The sequence below is a fragment of the Variovorax gossypii genome, assembly GCF_003965815.1.
GTDB lineage: Bacteria > Pseudomonadota > Gammaproteobacteria > Burkholderiales > Burkholderiaceae_C > Variovorax > Variovorax gossypii.
In genome coordinates, this window is the sequence record NZ_RXOE01000001.1 from 1,208,228 (window position 1) to 1,227,136 (window position 18,909).

Consider the following 18,909-nt stretch of genomic DNA (forward strand, 5'->3'; position numbering starts at 1 on the left):
AAACACCATTTTTGAAGTACAGTCCGGCCCATGTCCGCCGTCACCCTCACCCCCCGCGCCCTCTACGAAGAAGTGGCAGAGCTGCTGCGCCAGCGGATCTTCCGCCGCGAGCTGGAGCCCGGCAGCTGGATAGACGAACTCAAGCTGGCCGAGGAATACGGCATCAGCCGCACGCCCTTGCGCGAGGCGCTGAAGGTGCTGGCCGCCGAAGGCCTGGTGACGATGAAGGTGCGCCGCGGCGCGTACGTGACCGAGGTGTCGGAGCAGGACCTGGCCGACGTCTACCATCTGCTCTCGCTGCTGGAGAGCGATGCCGCCGGCGTGGTGGCCGAACGCGCAACCGATGCGCAGCGGGCCGAGCTGAAGGCGCTGCACGCCGAACTCGAGGCTGCCGCCTCGCCCGAGGACCGGGAACACTTCTTCGCCGTGAACGAGCGCTTCCACATGCGCCTGCTGGCCATCGCCAACAACAAGTGGCGCGACCAGATGGTGGCCGACCTGCGCAAGGTGATGAAGCTCAACCGGCACAACTCGCTGCTGAAGACTGGCCGGATCGGGGAATCGCTGGCCGAGCACCGCTCGGTGATGGCCGCCATCGAGGCCCACGACGCGGAAGCCGCCATGGCCCGGATGCGCGAGCACTTCCAGAACGGGCTGGAAGCCGCGAACTGACGCGGCCTGTCTAGCGCGGCGTTGCGCCGGCCAGGAACATCTCGACGGCGCGCTCGACCAGCGCGCGGATCTCTTCTACCGACACCGGCTCGGGATTGGCCTGGAAAAGCCGCCGCTGGGTCTCCGCCGTGACCAGCGCGGTGAACTGCAGCGCGGTCACGTGCGGGTCCAGGCGCCGCAACTCGCCACGCGCCATCGCCGCCTCCATGAACCCGGCAAGGGTCCGGATGTATTCGGTGGGGCCCGACTCCTGGAACTGCTGCCCCACGTCGGAGCGCCCGGCCTCGGCCAGCACCATCCGGTAGACCGCCAGCGCATCCGCGTCGTTGGTCAGCACGAACAGCATCCGCTCGCCGAAGCGCATCAACTGCGCTTCGAGCGTGGCGGTCTCGCTCACCTCCTGCAACTCGGCCGCGGCTTCCGCCAGATGCGAGACGGCCACGGTCTGCACGACCGCCCGAAAGAGCTCCTCCTTCGACGCGAAGTACCCGTACAGGGTGGCCTTCGACCCTCCCAGGCGCTTGGCGAGCTCGTTCATCGACGAGCGCTCGTAGCCCAGTTCCTTGAACAGCGCCACCGCCGCTTCAAGGATGACGTTGCGCCGCGCTTCTGTCCTGACCTTCATCGCGCCCTTTCAAAAGAATACCCAACTGTACAGTTTTCTTGACATCGTCAAAATCCGATTCAATAATGAACCGTACCGTACAGTTTTAAATCTGGAAACGGTCATTGCCTTGTTCATTCACCTTTTCCAACCGAGGAACGCGATGCGTGCTCTTTCCGATGCCCCGAAGGCCATCACCCTGGCGGTCTGCCTGATCCTGACGGCGTGCGCCAGTACACAGCCGGTTCCCTATGCCGGCATCGCCTCCGCGACCCAGCTGCGGCCGAGCCAGCACGACGACTCCGGTCGCATTCCCTTCGAATACAGGACAAACATCGACTGGCGACGGTATTCGGGTTTCGTCCTCGATCCGGTCGCCATCTACCGCGGCAGCGACAGCCAGTTCGAAGACGTGTCGGAGGACGACAAGGTCTTCCTGGCGCGCTACATGCAGAACCAGTTCAACGACAAGCTGAATGCACGCTTCCTTCGAAACTCCCCCGGCAGAAGCACCAACGCGATACGGATCAAGCTGACGCTCACCGGCGCCAAGACCAACACAGCCGTTCTCAGCACCTTCTCGCGCTTCGACCTGCTGGGCGGCCCCTACAACGCCGTGCAGGCCGTGCGCGGCAAGGAAGGCGCGATGACGGGTTCGGTGAGCTTCGCCGTCGAGATCTACGACGCGTCGACCAACGAACTGCTCGGCGCCTACGTCGCCAAGCAGTACCCGAACGCATGGAACCTCAAGGCCGGCATCGGGGCCCGCAGCGCCTCCATCGTCGGCATCGAAAAGGGCGCCGAGCAGCTCGCCGCGTACCTGCAATGACGAAGACCGCCGTCACCACCCCGTCGGGCAAGGCACCGGGCTGGAGGCTGGCGCTGCGGCGCGAGTTGCGCAGGGCTTGCATCAAGCTGCAGTGCGCCTTCGCGCGGGCCCGCCGGCAGGGACTCGGCATCTTCCACGCGAAATGAACTTCACCCATTCACAGCCGGAGCGTTCCATGACCTTTCTTCATTTCTTCCGTGCCGCGGGCAGCGCAGTCTTGCTCGTCGCGGCCTTCAATGCCCATGCCGACAGCTTCGCGTCGTCCGTGGCCTCGAGCGCCGGGTCGGCCTCCAGCGGGAGCGTGTCCGATTCGCTGCGCGGATCGAGCAGGAGTTCGTTCGACGGCGACAAGGTGGCCGAGGGCGACTACCGCATCACGGAAATCGCACAGGCCGGCGACCGCGAGGGCTTCACGCGCGTGGCCATGCAGAGCGACAGCGACCCGCAGCGTCGCATCGTGCTCGAACTGCCACAGGCCACGTTCGCGAAGGAGCGCCTGGGTCTCGGCGACCTGGTGCGCGCACGGCAGCGCGCCTACGGCACCGCCTTCGGCCGCGGCGACACGCACGAGGCGTTCTACCTCGTGCTCGCAGACGACTGGTATCGGGGGCTCGCCGCGCGCCCCGTGAGCCTTTGAGCGCGTGGGCTTTCATCGCCCGCCGGCTTGCGCTGCCGGGCCTTGCGGCGGCCGTCGCCTTCGCGGGGAGCGTTGCGCACGCCGCCTCCGCGCAGTATTGCGATCGAACGCAGCCGCTCAACGCAAGCCAGCAGGATCGCGTGCTGCGCTTTGCCGGCGCCGTGCAGGAGGCGCTCTCGAGCACCGGCGGCGACGCCGTGCTGATCAGCCGCTCCGGCCTCGATCTCTCGCGCTTCCGCATCCGCTACTCCCATGCCGCCATCGCCTGGAAAGGCGCGGACGGCACCTGGCTCGCGCGGCAGCTGTACTACGCCTGTGACGAAGGGCACCCGCGCCTCTACGACCAGGGCCTGGCCGGTTTCGTCATGGGCATCGACGACCCGGCGCTAGGCTACGTCTCCATCGTGTCGCTGCCCTCAGAAGCGGCGCGGGCGCTGCGCAATGCGGCACTCGACACGCCGCGCGCCCTGCACCTGCTGGCCGCGCGCTACAGCGCCAATGCCTATCCGTTCAGCCTGCGCTACCAGAACTGCAACCAGTGGGTCATGGAGCTGCTCGCGGTCGCGTGGGGCAAGCTGCCCGACGGGGACGACCTGCGCGAGCGCGCCCAGCAATGGCTGCGCGCCGCGCCCTACAGGCCGGAGCCTGTCGATGTCGGCTCGCATGCGCTCGTCTTCGCGTCGAACTTCGTGCCGCTGCTGCATCTGGACGACCACCCGGAAGACGACATCTACGCGCTGAAGCTGCGCGTCAGCCTGCCGTCGACCGTGGAGACCTTCGTGCGCGAACAACAAGGCGCCGCAAGCGAGCGCATCGAGCTGTGCCACGACGGCAGGCAGGTGGTGGTGCACCGGGGCTGGGAGCCCGTTGCCGACGGCTGCCGGCCCGCAGAGGGCGATCGCGTCGTGCTTTTCGACTGAAGCGCGGCAAACAGGACGACAGGAAACGAAGGAAATGAAATATCCCTCCAGCTTTGCCATCACCCACGCCACCGTGCTTTCACTGGTGGTGTGCGTCTTCCTGATGGACGGCTGCGCGCACAGACAGCGCGACGCCTCCCCCGGCACCCAGGATACGACGGCTCCGGCACCCCTTACCTACACCGAGCAGGGACGCTCGGCAGCCAAGGATTCCCGCCCATGAATGTCCTGTTCCTCGGATCCGAAAGCAGGATGCGCGACGAGCTCGGCGGCATGCTCGGCAGATGCGGCTTCACCGTCGACGTGGCCGCCGCGTGCGACGCCGGCGCGTGGCTCTCGGCAGGCAAGCCATACGCGCTGATCCTGCTCGACGCCGTGCAACCGGCGGCGACCCATGACGCGATACGGCTGGTCAGGCGCGGCACGAATGCCCCGCTCCTCGTGCTCACGCAGCGCGACCAGCTGGCCGATCGCCTGGAAGGACTGGCGCAAGGCGCGACCGAATACATCGTCAAGCCCTATGGTCCCGCCGACCTGCTGGCGCGCGCCTGGGCGCTCGCTTCGCGCGGCCGCGGCCCGGAAACGGCCGTCCTGCGGCTGGCGGACCTGGCGATCGACCGCACGCGCGGCAAGGCGTTTCGCCAGGACACCGAACTGGGCCTCAGTGCCACGCTGTTCGAGCTCCTGTACGTGCTGATGACGCACAAGGGCCAGGTGCTCTCGCGTGCCAGGCTGATCCAGGCCGTGTGGGGGTCGGCTGCCGACGAGCGCGACAACATGGTCACTGTCGGCATCCTGAGGCTTCGGCAGAAGCTGGACGATCCATTCGGCCTCAAGCTGCTCCACACGGTGCGCGGCAAAGGCTATGTGCTGAAGCTGGAAAACAGCCGCTAGGCCGACGGCCGGCCCGCCCTTTCCCCTGCTCTTTCATCGACCCCGGCCGACGTGCCGACCTCGCCTGCCAGGCGCTGGGCGGTTTCGAGCAGCAGCGGCGCGATGCGCGCCACCATGGTTTCCTTGGGCAGCAGGTAGGCCGGGCCGCCGCAGCTCACCGAATAGCGCTCGCCGCGCGGGCCTTCCAGGGCAAAGCCGATGGCGTGGATGTGCGGATTCCATTCGCCGAAGGAGCCGCAGTAGCCCAGCGAGCCGTACTCGTCCAGGCTGGAGACCAGGCCCGGCTCGATGGCACCCCAGCTTTCCCCGCTCTCGGCCCGGATCTGCGCCAGCAGCTCGGACTGCTCCGCCTCGGGCAGCGCCGCGAGGTAGGCGCGTCCGGCGGCCGAGGTGGCGATGGTCATGCGCGTGCCCACCTCGATGCGCGAGCTGATGACCACCGAGCGGGGCCGCAGCGAATCGATGACGAGCATGTCGAGTTCGTCGCGCACACCCAGGTGCACGCTGACGCCCGCCGCCTCGGACAGCGCCGACAGGTGCGGCCGCGCCACGGTGCGCAGGTCGAAATGGCGCAGGTAGCGGCTGCTCATGTCCAGCAGCGCCGGGCCGAGGCTGAAGCGCTCGCTGTCCTGGGACTGTCGTAAATACCCCGCACTCACCAGCGTGGCAGTGAGCCTCGATACCGTGGCCTTGGGAATGCCCGTGGTGTCTGCCAGTTCGCGATTGCCTATGGGAGCCGATGCCATTCCGATGACCCTGAGGAGGGCCAGCCCTCTGGCGAGTGCACTCACTTCTTCCTTGCCGCCAATCGCGTCACTCATGTATTCCAAACCTTTTTATGTCCCTGATGCTCCTCATTCTTCAGCAAAAAACGGTTGACGCGCCACTAATCGTGAAGTAGCAATTTCGGAACAATGTTTCAGGCGAGCGGCAACGGAGCCGCGCCCGGTCGGCGGCGGCCCGCAAGAAAGACGAGAAGTCGCGCGGAAAAAGGAAGGTTCAGGCAGCCTGGGCGGCCGGCTCGCGGGCCAGCGCCATGACTTCGTGCGCCGGCAGAGTCTTGAGCCGGTGGTCGCTCCAGACCTGGCGCCAGCGGCGCGCGCCCGGCAGGCCGTTGCGCAGGCCCAGCATGTGGCGCGCGATCGGCCACCAGTGCGTGCCGTGCTCCGCCGCCTCGCGTGCCATGTAGTCGCACATGAGCGACTCGACCTCTTCCCGCGTCAGCGGCTGCGCCTTCGCGCCGAAGAACTCGGCGTCCCACTCGGCCAGCCACCAGGGGTTGTGATACGCCTCGCGCCCGACCATCACCCCGTCGAGCAGCCGCAGGTGCTCGTGCACCTGAGCGTTGACGGTGATGCCGCCGTTGATGGCGATGTGCAGGTCGGGAAACTCGTGCTTCAGCCGGTGCACCAGCTCGTAGCGCAGCGGCGGGATCTCGCGGTTCTGCTTCGGGCTCAGGCCCTGCAGCCAGGCGTTGCGCGCATGCACGATGAAGGTCCGGCAACCAGCCTCGCTCACCTTGCCGACGAAGTCGCGCACGAACTCGTAGCTCTCGATCTTGTCGATACCGATGCGGTGCTTGACCGTGACCGGTATGCCGACCACGTCAACCATCGCCTTCACGCAATCGGCCACGAGTTGCGGCTCGTTCATGAGACAGGCGCCGAAAGCGCCGCGCTGCACGCGCTCGCTGGGGCAGCCGCAGTTCAGGTTGATCTCGTCGTAGCCCCACTCCTCGCCGAGCTTCGCGCAGTGCGCAAGGTCGGCCGGCTCGCTGCCGCCGAGTTGCAACGCGACGGGATGCTCCTCGGCGTTGAAGCGCAGGTGCCGGGGCACGTCGCCATGCATCAGCGCGCCGGTCGTCACCATCTCCGTGTAGAGCAGCGCGTGACGCGACAGCAGGCGATGGAGATACCGACAATGCCTGTCGGTCCAGTCCATCATCGGGGCAACGGAGACGACCTTCTCTTCCAAAACGCGGGCTTCCTGTGACTGTGGTCGCCGGCCCCGACGCCGGGCCGGCAAGCCCGCTAGTTTCTCACGCGGCCCTTTCCATGCGCCGCCGCCCGGGATCAGTCAAGCCGACGCGCCGGCTTCCGCCTCCTGCAGCGCCCGCCACATCACCTTGCCGCTGCCGCTCTTCGGGAGCGCATCGACGAACTGCACCACGCGCGGCACCTTGTAGGCCGCCATGTTCTCGCGGCACCAGTCGACGATGTCCTGTTCGCTCACCGGCGGCTGCGCGGGCTTGCGCACCACCAGCGCCTTGACCGATTCGCCGCGATAGGCGTCCTTCGTGGCGATGACGCAGGCTTCCTGGATCGCGGGATGCCGGAACATCAGCGCCTCCACCTCGGCCGGCCAGACCTTGAAGCCCGAGGCGTTGATCATCCGCTTGAGCCGGTCGGTGGCGAAGAAATAGCCCTCCTCGTCCACGTGCCCCATGTCGCCGGAGCGGAAGAAGGACTTGCCGTCGATCTGGATGAAGGTGGCCGCGGTGTCGTCCGGGCGCTTCCAGTAGCCGCCGAACACCTGCGGCCCGTGGATGACGATCTCGCCCATCGCGCCCTGCTCGACTTCACGGCCCGTCTCGGGGTCGACGACGCGTGCATCGACGCTCATGAACGGGATGCCCAGGCACTGCAGCTTGGGCGCCTCGGGCGGGTTGTAGTGCGAGGGCGCGGCGGTCTCGGTGAGGCCATAGGCCTCGATGTAGCGCAGGCCGTACTGCTCGAAGAGCCGCTGCGCCACCGCCTGCGGCATCGCCGCCCCGCCGCCCCCGATGGAGACCAGGCTCGACAGGTCGAAGCGCGCGACGTTCGGGCTGGCCAGCAGGTCGATGACCATGGTCGGGATGTTGGCCCAGTGCGTCACCCGGCATGCCGAGATCAGGCGGCCGGCCAGCTCGCGGTCCCATCGCGGCATCAGCACCATGGTCACGCCGGCAAGGATCGCCGCATGCATGACGCCCACCATGCCGGTGATGTGGAACATCGGCACCGCCACCAGCTGCACGCTCTCCGGCGTCACGTTGCCCCAGGCATTGATGGCCATCGCGTTGTGCATCGCGTTCGCGTGGCTGAGCATGCAGCCCTTGGGCAGGCCGGTCGTGCCGCTGGTGTAGGGCAGCAGGGCCAGGTCGTCCGCGCCAGCCTCGGAGGCAGGAGGTTCGGCCTCGCGTGCCAGACAGTCCACCCAGCAGTGCACCGTGCCGCCGGCCAGGGACGGAAGATCGCGCCGCGTCAGCATCCAGGGCGCCCAGGCCGCGGGCATGTCTTCCGCCGGCAGCGCGGCGGGATCGAATGCATCGGTGAACTGCGTGACGACCAGGTGGCGCAGGCGCTGCCCCTCCGGCAGCGCGTCGCTGGCCTTCGCGAGTTCGACCGCGAGGTCGGCCGTGGCGACCGCCACCCGCGCATCGGGGTCGACGATGAAATGCTTCAGCTCCTCGGCCCGGTTCATCGGATTGACCGGCACCACCACCGCATCGGCACGCAGGATCGCGAAATGGGCGGCGACCAGCTGCGGGCAGTTCTGCATCGCCAGCATCACGCGGTCGCCCCTGCGCACGCCCATCTCGTGCAGGTGGCCCGCGAAGCGCTCGACGGCGGACCACAACTGCGCATAGCTCATGGTGCTCCCCATGAAGATCAACGCCGCCTTGTCGGGGAAGCGACGGGCGTTGACCGCGAGGTTGTCCCACAGCGGCGTGCGCGGCGCGTTCATCGCGCGAGGCAGGCGCCGGGGCCAGAACGTGTGATGCGGACGTGTTTGCATGCGTTGCTCCTTCTTCCTGGTGAATGAGACGGGGGAGCCTGCCGGATGCAGGCGTGGCGCTGCCCTGCCCGCATCCGGCAATGCCGATGCGGGGGCAGTTCTTCGTCCGGGTGGCCGCGCGCGGCGGCGCCAGCTAGTGCGGCTGGCGGTCCGCGCCTGTAGCGACGCCCGCCCGCGCGAAGGCGGCCTGCGATTGGGCACCGTTCATGTAGACGTCCTTGCGCGTCACCTCGCCGGCCTCGTTGAAGTCGACAACGTCGAGCATCTCCACGCGCGCGGTGAACGGCTGTCCTGCCGTGTCTTTCAGCGGCAGCACCATCACCCACTCCAGCACCCAGTGCCGTTCGGCGAACAGGCTGCGGCGCAGCTCGAAGGTGAAGGGATAGCGCGCGAACACGCCGATGCAGTACTGGCGCAGTGCCTCGCGCCCTCGCACCGGCTCGGAGCCGTCATGCAGCCAGTAGAGGGTGTCTTCCGAATGCAGCGATGCGATCCGGTCCGGATCGCGCGTTTCCCATCCGACGTGGTAGCGGGCGAACAACTCTTCGCCCGCGAGACCGGGGGCGGCAGCGCCAGAGAAAACCATGTTTGTCTCCATCCGTTCTTTTGATGGAGAAAATTTACCGACTCGAAGTCGGTTTGTCAATCGTGCGGCTCGCCGGCCCCGTGCTCCTGCAATCCGCACAGCATGGTTTCGAGCAGCCGGCAATGCAGCTGCACGGCGGCGACCGGGTCCTGCGCAACGCCGCAGGCCAGCGCCGCTTCGGCGACCGCGCCTGCAATCAGCCGTGTCGCGGCATCGATCTCCACCGGTGCCGTGCCCGCCGGCATGATCGCCACCAGCCCGCTGTGGATCGAAGCCATGAAGTGACGGTCGTCGATGCTGCGCCAGCGCTCCCAGCCGAGCACCACGGGGCCGTCGACCAGGATCAGCTGCCGCAGCCCTTCCTGCGTGGCCGCTTCCAGGTAGATCCGCAGATTGGTCGCGATGGTGTGCGGCGAGCGATGCCCCTCGATGCGCTGGATGCGCGTTCCGAGTTCCGCCGCGAGCTCCGCCTGCACCGCGTCGAGCACGGCCTCGAAGATGTCCTGCTTGGAACGGAAGTGGTGATAGAGACCGCCCTTCGCGATCCCGGCGCCGGCCGCGATGTCGTCGATGCTGACGGCCGCGAAACCGCGTTCGATGAAAAGCTGTCGCGCCGAGGCGAGGATCGCCCCGACAGTGGTTGCGCTGCGCTTGGCCTGCTGGACCATGTGCCCTCTTCCTCCTCGATGGCTGCCGCGCCACGTGAATACACACGCGGCCAGTATGGCACGCGGTACCGCGCGCGCCGGTGATCCGCTACGGCAGATGACGGCGTTGTCCGACTCGCCGCGCGGCCCCGATGGAGAGAATCACCGCGTCGGCCCGAGACAAGCCGCACATGACGAAAACGAATACGGCAAGAAGCCCCGACCACGCAAGATGACCCGCATCTACCTGATAGAAGACAACCCCCTGATCGCCACCACGCTGTCCGACGGGCTGCACGAATTCTCCGAATGCAATGTGATCGGTACCGCCGCCACTTCGCGCGACGCCATCGACTGGTTCAAGGACAACCCCGGAGGCTGGGACGCCGCGGTCATCGACGTGTTCCTGGCCGAGGGCAACGGGCTCACCGTGGCGCAATACCTCAACGAGCACAAGCTGCCGGAGCAGCGCACGGTGGTGCTCATGAACCACGCGACCTCCGAGGTGCGCGAAGGCGCGCTGTCCGCCGGCGTCGACGCGGTGTTCGACAAGTCGCTGCAGCTCGAAGCCTTCTACGACTTCTGCAGCAATCTGAACATCAGCCCGCGCCGCTGATGGCGCACTGATCGGTCAGTCGCCCAGCACGCCCATCACCCGCCGCTCGAGCAGGTCGCTGGCGCGGCTGAGGTGTTGCCGCATGTGCTCGGCGGCGGTGCCTAGGTCGTTGCGCTCCACCGCATCGAGTATTTCCAGGTGCTCGTGGCACGACTTGTGGAGCAAGTCGATGTTCACCAGCGGGTAGTCCGACAGGTCCGACATGCGGCGCAGCCGGTTCTGCTGCTGCACTGCATCGAGGAAGAAGCGGTTGCCCGAGGCGCTGGCCAGCAGTTCGTGGAACTGCGCGTTGGCCTCGAAGAAATCCATCCATGAATAACGCGAGGCCTGGGCCAACAGCCCCTGCTGCCGCTCGCGGCAGGCCAGCAGCCGCTGCTGGTCGACCTTGAAGCCGGGCTCGCGCAGGCCGGCGCATTCGACCGTGAGCCGGAACCTGTAGCTCTCGCGCTCGCTCTCGACCGAATCCAGCGTTTCGGTGAACTCCCAGCGCTGGTAGTGGCGCCCGCGCAGCACGCCGTCCTGCAGCAGCGTGGTGAGCACGGTGCGAAGCAGCGGGCGCGGCACCGCGTAGGCCTGCGCGAGCTCCAGTTCGTTGACGCGCGTCGGCAGCTTGCCGGCGAGGCGATCGCGCAGCAGCCGGTAGTAGAGCGTCTTCTCCTCGTCCTCGGGCATCTCGCGCCGCGCGCGGTTCAGTGCGTCGCGATCGGCGACCAGGGTGTAGCCGCGGTTCGGCACGTGCGCCAGCAGGGCCCGTTCGTGCAGGAAGCGCAGCGCGGCGCGCACCGGCGTGCGCGAAATGCCGAGCCGGCCCGCGAGCTCGGCCTCGGTGAGGTGGCGGCCGTTCTCGTAGCCGCCGGCCAGGGCCTGGTCGAGGATGTAGCGGCTCACGCGCTGGGTGAGCGGCGGGATCGGCACAAGCGACTTGCTCATATCTGTGATGCGTCCATCCAGGGTTCTCCGGAATCGCGGTGGACTCCTCGGGAGCGATCATCAACCCGGTTTTGTATTTTTGGCCCGGAAAAACCATGTACATATCGTGCCAAAAATACAATTTGAGTTTCAAGATCGGCCCCACGACGACCCGAGCCGGGTCGCTTTCCAACGGAGAACCATCTCGTGGCCCAAGCCGACACCCTCGCCTCCCCCGCGTCGCTCGACGCGTACTGGATGCCCTTCACCCCCAACCGCAAGTTCAAGCAATCGCCGCGCCTGATCGTCGGCAGCGAAGGCGTGCACTACGACATGGCCGACGGCAGCCGCGTGCTCGACGGCATCGCGGGCCTGTGGTGCGTGAACGCCGGGCACCGCAACCCGCGCATCAGCGCCGCGCTGAAGGCGCAGATCGACGTGCTCGACTACGCCTCGAGCTTCCAGATCGGCCACCCCGCCGCCTTCACACTGGCGCAGCGCCTCTCGGAGATGGCGCCGGCCGGCATGAACCACGTGTTCTTCACCAACTCCGGCTCGGAGTCGGTCGACACCGCGCTGAAGATCGCGCTGGCCTGCCACCGCGCACGCGGCAACGCCGGCCGCTACCGCCTCATCGGCCGCGAGCGCGCCTATCACGGCGTGGGCTTCGGCGGCATCTCGGTCGGCGGCATCGGGCGCCAGCGCAGCACCTTCGGCCCGCTGCTCAACGGCGTGGACCACCTGCCCCACACGCACGACCTGGCGCGCAACGCCTTCTCGCGCGGCGAACCCGGGCACGGCATCGACAAGGCCGACGCGCTCGAGTCCCTGCTCGCGCTGCACGACCCGTCGACCGTGGCCGCCGTCATCGTGGAGCCCGTGGCCGGCTCCACCGGCGTGCTGCCGCCGCCGCGCGGCTACCTCAGGCGCCTGCGCGAGATCTGCGACAAACACGGCATCCTGCTGATCTTCGACGAGGTCATCACCGGCTTCGGCCGCCTGGGCACCAACTTCGCGGCCGACCTGTTCGGAGTGACGCCCGACCTCATCGCCACCGCCAAGGGCCTGACCAACGGCGCGGTGCCCATGGGCGCGGTGCTGATGCGCGACGAGGTGCACGACGCCTTCATGCACGGCAGCGTCAGCGCCGTCGAGCTCTCGCACGGCTACACCTACTCGGGCCACCCGCTGGCCTGCGCCGCGGCCCTGGCCACGCTCGACGCCTACACGCAGGACGGCCTGATCGCCCAGTCGGCCGCGCTGGCGCCCTATTTCGAGGAATGCCTGCACGCGCTGCGCGGCCTGCCGGGCGTGATCGACATCCGCAACCTCGGCCTGCTCGGCGGCGTGGAACTGGAGGCCTGGGCCTCGGGCCCCGGCATGCACGCGCAAGCCGTGGCGCAGCACTGCCTGGACAACGGCCTGCTGGTGCGCCCGGTGGGCGAGACCATCGCGCTGTCGCCTCCCTTCACGCTGGAGCGCCGGCACGTCGACCAGATCGTCGACACCCTGCACGCGGCCATCAAGCAAACCGTCCAGCCCGCGAGCGCCGCGGCCTGAACACCCCGGAAAGCACGAACGAGATGGACATCGAATCCTTTCCCCTCTACGACATCGAAGGCGACGCGCGCCAGTGCGGCCAGCAATACGGCCGCGCCGCCGGCGAGCGCATCGACCTGAGCCTTCGCACCTACCGCGCCGCCTTCGAGCGCGTGGGCCTGAACTGGGACCGCACGCGCGCGCTGGCCCGCCGCTTCATGCCGATGATCGAAGCCTTCGACGCCGGCATGCTGCGCGAGATCGAGGGCGTGGCCGAGGGCGCGGGCGTGCCGCCGGAAGACATCGTGGCGCTCAACGCGCGCAGCGAGATGCTCTACGCCTTCCAGCAGCTCGAAGCGACCGAGCCGCCCGACGGCTGCACCGGCGTGGTGGTCATGCCCTCGGCCGCGCGCGAGGGCAGGCTCATCCACGCGCAGAACTGGGACTGGCGCATCGAGAGCCTGGAGCTCGGCGTGGTGCTGCGCATCCAGCCGGCCAAGGGTCCGTCGATGCTGACCTTCGCCGAGGCGGGCACGCTCGCGCGCGCCGGCCTCAACAGCGCGGGCATCGCCGTCACCGGCAACTTCATCAAGGCCGACAGCGACGGCAGGCAGCAGGGCGTGCCGCTGGCACTCATCCGCCGCGGCATCCTGCAGTCGGAGCTGTACGCCAACGCGCTCGGCGTGGTGTGCCGCACGGCGCGCTCCATTTCCAACAACATGATCCTCACGCACGCCGACGGCGAGGCCGTGAGCCTGGAGACCTGCCCCGAGCAGGTGTTCTGGCAGCAGCCCGAGGCCGGCATCCTGGTGCACGCGAATCACTTCAAGACGCCGGCGGCGCTCGCGCGCGTGGTGGACCGCAGCCTGGAGACCACGCCCGACTCGCTCTACCGCGACCGCCGCGTGACCGAGGCGCTGCACAACAAGCGCGCTGCCGGCCTCCTCACCGAACAGGACGTGCTCGACGCGCTGCAGGACCGCTTCGGCGCGCCGCGCGCCGTGTGCCGCAGCCCGAGCGCGGGCCCCGGCGGGGCATCTTCCGCCACGGTGGCGACCATCGTGATGGACCCGGCGGCACGAAAGATGCGCATCGCCCCGGCGCCCTTCAAGGAACACCGCTTCACCGAATATTCCCTCTGAGTCCGACCGCTCTATCGACCGCCCAGCCCATGCCAGGAGTGTTGCCATGAAGAAAGTCCCCGTCCCCCCTTCTCGCCCGCCCTCTCGTCCGTGTTCCGCACGTCGAATCGCCGCCCTGGCACTGGGCCTCGCCGCCGCGGCCTCGTCTTCCGCCCAGCCCGCCGTGGGCACGGGCCAGACACTGCGCATCCAGATCAACTCCGACATACGCACCACCGACCCTGGCGGCAACCGCGACGACAACACCGACAACGTGCTGCTGCACGTGGGCGAAGGGCTGGTCGCGCTGCGCGAGGACACCTCGGTGGGCCCCATGCTCGCGAGCAAGGTCGACACCTCGGCCGACGGCCTGACCTACACCTTCACCCTGCGCGACGGCGTGAAGTTCCAGAACGGCGCCACTCTCACCGCCGACGACGTGGTCTGGAACTGGCAGCGCTACCTGAAACCCACCAGCGGCTGGCGCTGCCTGCCCGAGTTCGACGGCAAGGGCATGACCAAGGTGCTCTCGGTGGAAGCGCCCAATCCGAAGACGGTGGTGTTCAAGCTGGAGCGCGCCAGCGCCCTCTTCCTCACGATGATGGCGCGCCCCGACTGCGGCGGCGCCGCCATCCTGCACCGCAGCTCGGTCGGCCCCGACGGCGCCTGGAAGGAACCGGTGGGCACCGGCCCCTACAAGCTCAAGGAATGGAAGCGCGGCCAGTACGTCGAGCTCACGCGCTTCGACGGCTACAGCTCGCGCGCAGAGCCGCGCGACGGCCTCACCGGCGGCAAGAAGGCGGAAGTCGAGAACCTGCGCTTCGTCGTCATTCCCGACTCGGCCGCCGCCAAGGCCGCGCTCTACAGCGGCGGCATCGACGCCTTCGTCAGCCCCAGCCCGGCCGACGTGGTCGAGATGCGCAAGCGAAGCGACGTGCTGGTCGACACCACGCCGGTGATGACCATGGTCGGGCTGCTGCTGCAGACCAACGACCCGGTGCTGAAGGACGTGCGCGTCCGGCGCGCGCTGGCGCTCTCGCTCGACATGCCGGAAATCGCTCGCTCCGTTACCGAAGGCCTCTCGGCCGTCAACAACTCGGTGGTGCCCTCTTCGAGCCCTTACTACGACGCCGTGCAAGGCGGAGGCTTCAAACGAGACCTCGCCGCCGCGAAGAAGCTGCTCGCCGAGGCCGGCTACCGTGGCCAGCCGATCCGCATGATCGCCAACAAGCGCTACGAGGCGCTGTACTCGGCGGCGGTGCTGGTGCAGGCCATGGCCTCCGAGGCGGGCATCAACGTCGAGCTCGAAGTGCTCGACTGGGCCACGCAGCTCGACCGCTACACCAAGGGCCAGTACCAGAGCATGGCCTTCATCTACTCGGCGCGCATCGACCCCTCGCTCAACTACGAGATGGTGTCGGGCGACAAGGCCACCCAGCCGCGCAAGGTGTGGGACAGCCCCTATGCCCAGGCGCGCCTCACCGAATCGATGGTCACGCGCGACAAGGCGCGCCGCCAGGTGCTCTTCGACGAGATGCACAAGCAGATGCTGCAGGACGTGCCGATGATCGTGCTCTTCAACGCCAGCGACGCCACCGCCATGCGCAAGAGCGTGACCGGCTTCAAGGGCTGGGCGCCGGCCAAGCCGAGGTTCTGGAACGTGCGGCTGGCCGCCGCCGGCTGAGCGGGATCTCGCGAGCAATGCCCGCCTACCTCCTGCGCCGGATCGCGATGACGATCCCGACGCTGCTGCTGGTCTCCATCGCGGTCTTCACCCTGATGCGACTGATTCCGGGCGACCCGGTGCTGCTGATGCTGGGCGAAGGCGCCGACCCCGCGCAGCTGGAGCTGATGCGCCACCAGATGGGGCTGGACCAGCCCCTGCCCGTGCAGTACCTCGTGTGGCTGCGCCACGCGGTGGCCGGCGACCTGGGCCTCTCGACCACCAACGGCCTGCCGGTGCTGCCGCTGATCTGGGAGCGCTTCCACGTCAGCGCGGTCATCGTGCTGGTCGCGGTGGCTTTGGCCTCGCTGATCGCGGTGCCCGCCGGGCTGGTTGCCGCCTGGCGCAAGGACAAACCCACCGACCTCGCCATCATCGGCGCGGCCACGCTGATGCTCTCGGTGCCCAGCTTCTGGCTGGGCCTGCTGCTGCTGATGTTCTTCGGCCAGTACCTGGGCTGGCTGCCGGTGGTGGGCTACGTGCCCATGTCGGAGAACTTTTCGCAGGGCGTGCTCTACGTGATCCTTCCCATCGCCACGCTGCTGCTGGTGGAGACCGGCGTGCTCACGCGCATGTCGCGCGCCAGCACCATCGAGATCCTGCGGCTCGAATACGTGACGCATGCACGCGCCAAGGGCGTGCCCGAGTCGCAGGTGCTGCGCCGCCACGTGCTGCCCAACGCCTTCAACCCGACGCTCACCATGATCGGGCTGATTCTCGGGCACCTGCTCAGCGGCATCGCGGTGCTGGAGACGGTGTTCACGCTGCCCGGCCTCGGCCGCCTGATGATCGACTCGATCTTCGCGCGCGACTACCCGGTGCTGCAGGGCTGCCTGCTGTTCACCGCGTGCATCTACGTCGTCATCAACCTGATCGTCGACATGTGCTACCCCCTCTTCGACCCGCGGGTCTCGGTGCAGTGACCAAGAAGTTCAAGACCCATACCCTCATCGGCGGCGTGCTCATCGCGGCGCTGCTGGCCACGGCCGTGGTGGCGGCCCTGTGGACGCCCTACAACCCGGTGGGCATCGACCTGCGCTCCAAGCTGCAGTCGCCCTCGCTGGCGCACTGGCTCGGCACCGACGAGTTCGGCCGCGACGTGGCCAGCCGCGCCATGCAGGGCGCGGCCACCAGCTGCCTGGTGGCTCTGCTCACAGTGACGCTGGCCACCGCCATGGGCCTGGTGGTCGGCGTGGTCGCGGGCTTCGTGCGCGGCTGGACCGACCGCGTGCTGATGGCCTTCAACGACACGCTGCTGGCCTTTCCGGGCCTGCTGCTGGCGCTGGGCGTGATGGTGATCGTCGGCGCCAACAAGTGGGGCATCGTGCTGGCGCTGAGCCTGGCCTATGCGCCCTCGGTGGTGCGCGTGGTGCGCGGCACCGTGCTGTCGCTGCGCGAGCGCGAGTACGTCGAGGCCTCGCGGATGATCGGCAACGGCGAGCTCTACACCATGTGGCGCCACGTGCTGCCCAACTGCATGGCGCCGGTGGCGGTGCTGGCCACCAGCATGTTCGGCTGGGTACTGCTGTCGGAAAGCGCGCTGAGCTTCCTCGGCCTGGGCGTTCCGCCGCCCGCGCCCACCTGGGGCAACATGCTCGCGAGCGCCCGGCCCTACATGGCCTCGGCCGTGTGGCTGTGCGTGGTGCCGGGCCTGTGCATCGCGCTCACGCTGCTGGGCATCAACCTGCTGGGCGAATCGCTGCGCGACCGGCTCGATCCACGGACGGAGAAGTCATGAGCGCCGCATCGAACCCGACCGTGCTGTCCGTCGAGCACCTGAAGATCGAGCTGCGCCACGGCACCCAGCCGCTGGTGCACGACCTGTCCTTCGAAGTGAAGGCCGGCGAGTTCCTGGCCGTGGTGGGCGAATCGGGCAGCGGCAAGACCATGGCGGCGCGCGCCATCCTGCAATTGCTGCCGCCGGGCATCTCGCAGACCGGCGGGCGCATCGTGTTCGACGGCGAGGACCTGGCCGCGCGCGACGCGAAGGCGATGCGGCCCATTCGCGGGCCGGGCATCGGCATGGTGTTCCAGGAGCCGATGGTCTCGCTCAACCCGGTGCACCGCATCGGCGAGCAGATGGCCGAGGGCCTGCGCATGCACACCCAGCTGCCGGCGGCGGAAATCCGTGCGCGCATCGTCGACATGCTGCGGCGCGTGCAGATCGCCGACCCCGATCGCTGCATGCACGCCTACCCGCACGAGTTCTCGGGCGGCATGCGCCAGCGCATCATGCTGGCCAGCGTGATGCTGCTGAAGCCGCGCCTGCTGATCGCCGACGAGCCGACCACCGCGCTCGACACGCTGAGCCAGCGCGAAGTGCTCGACCTGATGGTGGGCCTGGCGCGCGACAACGGCACCGCCGTGCTGCTCATCACGCACAACCTCGGCCTCGTGGGGCGCTACGCGCAGCGCGCCATCGTGCTGGAGAAAGGCCGGCTGGTCGAGACCGGCGAGGTGCCCGGCATCCTGCTCGAACCGAAGCAGCCCTACACCCGCAAGCTGGTCGACGCGCTGCCGCGCCGGCAGGCCGCCAGGGCGGAAACCGCCGCACCGCAACAGTCGCTGGTGCAGGTGCGCGGACTGTGCGTGAGCTATCCGGGCGCGCGTACCGGCCTGTTCAAACGGCATCCTCCGATCCGCGTGATCGACTCGCTCGACCTCGACATCCACTGTGGCGAGATGGTCGCACTGGTCGGCGGCAGCGGTTCGGGCAAGACCACGCTGGGCCGCGCCATCCTGCGGCTCGCGCCGTCGCACGCCGGGCAGATCCTGTTCCGCGGCGAAGACGTGCGCACCGCCGACCGCGCCGCGCTGCATCGCTTCAGGCTGGCCTGCCAGCTGGTGTTCCAGGACCCGTTCTCCTCGCTCGACCCGCGCATGCGCGTGCAGGACATCGTGGCCGAGCCGCTGCGCCACCTGCCCCAGCTCGATGCGGCCGCGCGTGTGCGACGCGTGAAGGAAACGCTGGACGAAGTGGGCCTGGACGGCCTCGGCGCGCGCTACCCGCACGAACTCTCGGGCGGCCAGCGCCAGCGCGTGGCGATCGCCCGTGCCCTGGTACGCAGGCCCGCCTTCGTGGTGGCCGACGAACCCGTGTCCGCGCTCGACATGACGATCCAGGCGCAGGTGCTCAAGCTGTTCCAGAGCCTGCAGCAGCACCACGGCTTCGCCTGCCTCTTCATCAGCCACGACCTCGCGGCCGTGGAGCAGATCGCAGACCGCGTGATCGTGATGGAGCGCGGGCGCATCGTGGAGCAAGGCGCGCGCGACGCGGTGTTCGACGACCCGCGGCATGCCTACACGCAGGCGCTGCTCGCGGCGACGCCCCGGCCGCTGGCGGCGCTGGATGCCGCCGAGGCAATGCCCGAAGCGGGACGGGCTTTCGCGTGATCGCGGATGGCACGGCGGCACAATCGTTCGCGTGCCACCCAT

Annotated in this window: 21 protein-coding genes; 14 read left to right on the plus strand and 7 right to left on the minus strand. The window is 68.3% G+C overall.

Annotated features, from left to right (window positions below):
• The first annotated feature begins 30 nt into the window (after positions 1 to 30).
• Positions 31 to 672 (plus strand): GntR family transcriptional regulator, encoded by a 642-nt coding sequence (locus EJP69_RS05670; protein WP_126468951.1) that lies wholly within the window; start codon positions 31 to 33, stop codon positions 670 to 672.
• 10 nt (positions 673 to 682) lie between these two features.
• Here the strand turns inward: EJP69_RS05670 and EJP69_RS05675 are convergent, their stop codons facing one another.
• A complete protein-coding gene (locus tag EJP69_RS05675) occupies positions 683 to 1,297 on the minus strand; it encodes a TetR/AcrR family transcriptional regulator (RefSeq protein ID WP_126468953.1) in 615 nt (204 codons plus the stop codon).
• A 142-nt stretch (positions 1,298 to 1,439) separates the two neighbouring features.
• On the opposite strand from EJP69_RS05675, the gene EJP69_RS05680 reads away from it, so the two are divergent.
• Genes EJP69_RS05680 through EJP69_RS05700 form a run of 6 tightly spaced genes read left to right on the plus strand, consistent with a single transcriptional unit; the run spans position 1,440 to position 4,556 of the window.
• Positions 1,440 to 2,105: a DUF3313 domain-containing protein gene (locus EJP69_RS05680; protein WP_093304948.1), complete on the plus strand. Its 666-nt coding sequence runs from the start codon at positions 1,440 to 1,442 to the stop codon at positions 2,103 to 2,105.
• Positions 2,102 to 2,251 carry a hypothetical protein gene (locus EJP69_RS29420; RefSeq protein WP_170217044.1) on the plus strand — a complete coding sequence of 50 codons (150 nt, stop codon included), beginning with the start codon at positions 2,102 to 2,104 and terminating at the stop codon, positions 2,249 to 2,251. The genes EJP69_RS05680 and EJP69_RS29420 overlap by 4 nt, the downstream gene beginning before the upstream one ends.
• 29 nt (positions 2,252 to 2,280) lie before the next feature.
• Positions 2,281 to 2,742: a hypothetical protein gene (locus EJP69_RS05685; protein ID WP_093201723.1), complete on the plus strand. Its 462-nt coding sequence runs from the start codon at positions 2,281 to 2,283 to the stop codon at positions 2,740 to 2,742.
• Positions 2,739 to 3,662 carry a DUF2145 domain-containing protein gene (locus EJP69_RS05690; RefSeq protein ID WP_126468954.1) on the plus strand — a complete coding sequence of 308 codons (924 nt, stop codon included), beginning with the start codon at positions 2,739 to 2,741 and terminating at the stop codon, positions 3,660 to 3,662. Before EJP69_RS05685 ends, EJP69_RS05690 begins: the two co-directional genes overlap by 4 nt.
• A 34-nt stretch (positions 3,663 to 3,696) precedes the next feature.
• The gene (locus EJP69_RS05695) at positions 3,697 to 3,885 is read left to right on the plus strand and encodes a hypothetical protein (RefSeq protein WP_126468956.1); all 189 of its coding nucleotides are present in this window, start codon (positions 3,697 to 3,699) and stop codon (positions 3,883 to 3,885) included.
• Positions 3,882 to 4,556, plus strand: a complete 675-nt coding sequence (locus tag EJP69_RS05700) for a winged helix-turn-helix domain-containing protein (RefSeq protein ID WP_126468957.1) — start codon at positions 3,882 to 3,884, stop codon at positions 4,554 to 4,556. The genes EJP69_RS05695 and EJP69_RS05700 overlap by 4 nt, the downstream gene beginning before the upstream one ends.
• On the opposite strand, the gene EJP69_RS05705 is transcribed toward EJP69_RS05700, so the two are convergent.
• From EJP69_RS05705 to EJP69_RS05725, 5 genes are all read right to left on the minus strand, one after another.
• The gene (locus EJP69_RS05705) at positions 4,553 to 5,377 is read right to left on the minus strand and encodes an IclR family transcriptional regulator (protein ID WP_126468959.1); all 825 of its coding nucleotides are present in this window, start codon (positions 5,375 to 5,377) and stop codon (positions 4,553 to 4,555) included. The two genes, EJP69_RS05700 and EJP69_RS05705, sit on opposite strands and share 4 nt — an antisense overlap.
• A 178-nt stretch (positions 5,378 to 5,555) precedes the next feature.
• Positions 5,556 to 6,500, minus strand: a complete 945-nt coding sequence (gene dusA / locus EJP69_RS05710; RefSeq protein ID WP_240652076.1) for a tRNA dihydrouridine(20/20a) synthase DusA — start codon at positions 6,498 to 6,500, stop codon at positions 5,556 to 5,558.
• Between the two features lie 132 nt (positions 6,501 to 6,632).
• Positions 6,633 to 8,333, minus strand: a complete 1,701-nt coding sequence (locus EJP69_RS05715; protein ID WP_126468963.1) for a long-chain fatty acid--CoA ligase — start codon at positions 8,331 to 8,333, stop codon at positions 6,633 to 6,635.
• Positions 8,334 to 8,466: 133 nt separating this feature from the next.
• Positions 8,467 to 8,919: a nuclear transport factor 2 family protein gene (locus EJP69_RS05720; RefSeq protein ID WP_170217045.1), complete on the minus strand. Its 453-nt coding sequence runs from the start codon at positions 8,917 to 8,919 to the stop codon at positions 8,467 to 8,469.
• A 56-nt stretch (positions 8,920 to 8,975) separates the two neighbouring features.
• Positions 8,976 to 9,587: a TetR/AcrR family transcriptional regulator gene (locus tag EJP69_RS05725; RefSeq protein WP_126468966.1), complete on the minus strand. Its 612-nt coding sequence runs from the start codon at positions 9,585 to 9,587 to the stop codon at positions 8,976 to 8,978.
• 211 nt (positions 9,588 to 9,798) lie between these two features.
• Here EJP69_RS05725 and EJP69_RS05730 point away from each other — a divergent pair, with 211 nt between their 5' ends.
• Complete coding sequence (locus tag EJP69_RS05730) at positions 9,799 to 10,182, plus strand: response regulator (protein WP_093201748.1); 384 nt, start codon at positions 9,799 to 9,801, stop codon at positions 10,180 to 10,182.
• A 15-nt stretch (positions 10,183 to 10,197) separates the two neighbouring features.
• On the opposite strand, the gene EJP69_RS05735 is transcribed toward EJP69_RS05730, so the two are convergent.
• On the minus strand, positions 10,198 to 11,112 hold the full coding sequence (locus tag EJP69_RS05735) for a GntR family transcriptional regulator (RefSeq protein WP_093201750.1): 915 nt from the start codon (positions 11,110 to 11,112) through the stop codon (positions 10,198 to 10,200).
• A gap of 186 nt (positions 11,113 to 11,298) precedes the next feature.
• On the opposite strand from EJP69_RS05735, the gene aptA reads away from it, so the two are divergent.
• The 6 genes from aptA to EJP69_RS05765 are packed head-to-tail and all read left to right on the plus strand — an operon-like array spanning position 11,299 to position 18,867.
• Positions 11,299 to 12,651 (plus strand): omega-aminotransferase AptA, encoded by a 1,353-nt coding sequence (gene aptA, locus EJP69_RS05740; protein WP_240652041.1) that lies wholly within the window; start codon positions 11,299 to 11,301, stop codon positions 12,649 to 12,651.
• Positions 12,652 to 12,674: 23 nt separating this feature from the next.
• A complete protein-coding gene (locus EJP69_RS05745) occupies positions 12,675 to 13,772 on the plus strand; it encodes a C45 family autoproteolytic acyltransferase/hydrolase (RefSeq protein ID WP_126468967.1) in 1,098 nt (365 codons plus the stop codon).
• 46 nt (positions 13,773 to 13,818) lie between these two features.
• On the plus strand, positions 13,819 to 15,435 hold the full coding sequence (locus EJP69_RS05750) for an ABC transporter substrate-binding protein (protein WP_126468969.1): 1,617 nt from the start codon (positions 13,819 to 13,821) through the stop codon (positions 15,433 to 15,435).
• 17 nt (positions 15,436 to 15,452) lie between these two features.
• Positions 15,453 to 16,397, plus strand: a complete 945-nt coding sequence (locus tag EJP69_RS05755) for an ABC transporter permease (RefSeq protein ID WP_126468970.1) — start codon at positions 15,453 to 15,455, stop codon at positions 16,395 to 16,397.
• Complete coding sequence (locus EJP69_RS05760) at positions 16,394 to 17,212, plus strand: ABC transporter permease (protein WP_093201761.1); 819 nt, start codon at positions 16,394 to 16,396, stop codon at positions 17,210 to 17,212. Before EJP69_RS05755 ends, EJP69_RS05760 begins: the two co-directional genes overlap by 4 nt.
• Positions 17,209 to 18,867: an ABC transporter ATP-binding protein gene (locus EJP69_RS05765; RefSeq protein ID WP_126468971.1), complete on the plus strand. Its 1,659-nt coding sequence runs from the start codon at positions 17,209 to 17,211 to the stop codon at positions 18,865 to 18,867. The genes EJP69_RS05760 and EJP69_RS05765 overlap by 4 nt, the downstream gene beginning before the upstream one ends.
• Positions 18,868 to 18,909: the final 42 nt, after the last annotated feature.

Bases quoted from the DNA above. Each gene is read 5' to 3' on its own strand.
- EJP69_RS05695 (WP_126468956.1), top strand. From the start codon at position 3,697: ATGAAATATCCCTCCAGCTTTGCCATCACCCACGCCACCGTGCTTTCA.
- EJP69_RS05765 (WP_126468971.1), top strand. From the start codon at position 17,209: ATGAGCGCCGCATCGAACCCGACCGTGCTGTCCGTCGAGCACCTGAAG.
- EJP69_RS05755 (WP_126468970.1), top strand. From the start codon at position 15,453: ATGCCCGCCTACCTCCTGCGCCGGATCGCGATGACGATCCCGACGCTG.
- EJP69_RS05720 (WP_170217045.1), bottom strand. From the start codon at position 8,919: ATGGTTTTCTCTGGCGCTGCCGCCCCCGGTCTCGCGGGCGAAGAGTTG.
- EJP69_RS05745 (WP_126468967.1), top strand. From the start codon at position 12,675: ATGGACATCGAATCCTTTCCCCTCTACGACATCGAAGGCGACGCGCGC.
- EJP69_RS05685 (WP_093201723.1), top strand. From the start codon at position 2,281: ATGACCTTTCTTCATTTCTTCCGTGCCGCGGGCAGCGCAGTCTTGCTC.
- EJP69_RS05725 (WP_126468966.1), bottom strand. From the start codon at position 9,587: ATGGTCCAGCAGGCCAAGCGCAGCGCAACCACTGTCGGGGCGATCCTC.
- EJP69_RS05675 (WP_126468953.1), bottom strand. From the start codon at position 1,297: ATGAAGGTCAGGACAGAAGCGCGGCGCAACGTCATCCTTGAAGCGGCG.
- EJP69_RS05670 (WP_126468951.1), top strand. From the start codon at position 31: ATGTCCGCCGTCACCCTCACCCCCCGCGCCCTCTACGAAGAAGTGGCA.
- EJP69_RS05735 (WP_093201750.1), bottom strand. From the start codon at position 11,112: ATGAGCAAGTCGCTTGTGCCGATCCCGCCGCTCACCCAGCGCGTGAGC.
- EJP69_RS05700 (WP_126468957.1), top strand. From the start codon at position 3,882: ATGAATGTCCTGTTCCTCGGATCCGAAAGCAGGATGCGCGACGAGCTC.
- EJP69_RS05750 (WP_126468969.1), top strand. From the start codon at position 13,819: ATGAAGAAAGTCCCCGTCCCCCCTTCTCGCCCGCCCTCTCGTCCGTGT.
- EJP69_RS29420 (WP_170217044.1), top strand. From the start codon at position 2,102: ATGACGAAGACCGCCGTCACCACCCCGTCGGGCAAGGCACCGGGCTGG.
- EJP69_RS05705 (WP_126468959.1), bottom strand. From the start codon at position 5,377: ATGAGTGACGCGATTGGCGGCAAGGAAGAAGTGAGTGCACTCGCCAGA.
- EJP69_RS05715 (WP_126468963.1), bottom strand. From the start codon at position 8,333: ATGCAAACACGTCCGCATCACACGTTCTGGCCCCGGCGCCTGCCTCGC.
- dusA (WP_240652076.1), bottom strand. From the start codon at position 6,500: ATGATGGACTGGACCGACAGGCATTGTCGGTATCTCCATCGCCTGCTG.
- EJP69_RS05680 (WP_093304948.1), top strand. From the start codon at position 1,440: ATGCGTGCTCTTTCCGATGCCCCGAAGGCCATCACCCTGGCGGTCTGC.
- EJP69_RS05730 (WP_093201748.1), top strand. From the start codon at position 9,799: ATGACCCGCATCTACCTGATAGAAGACAACCCCCTGATCGCCACCACG.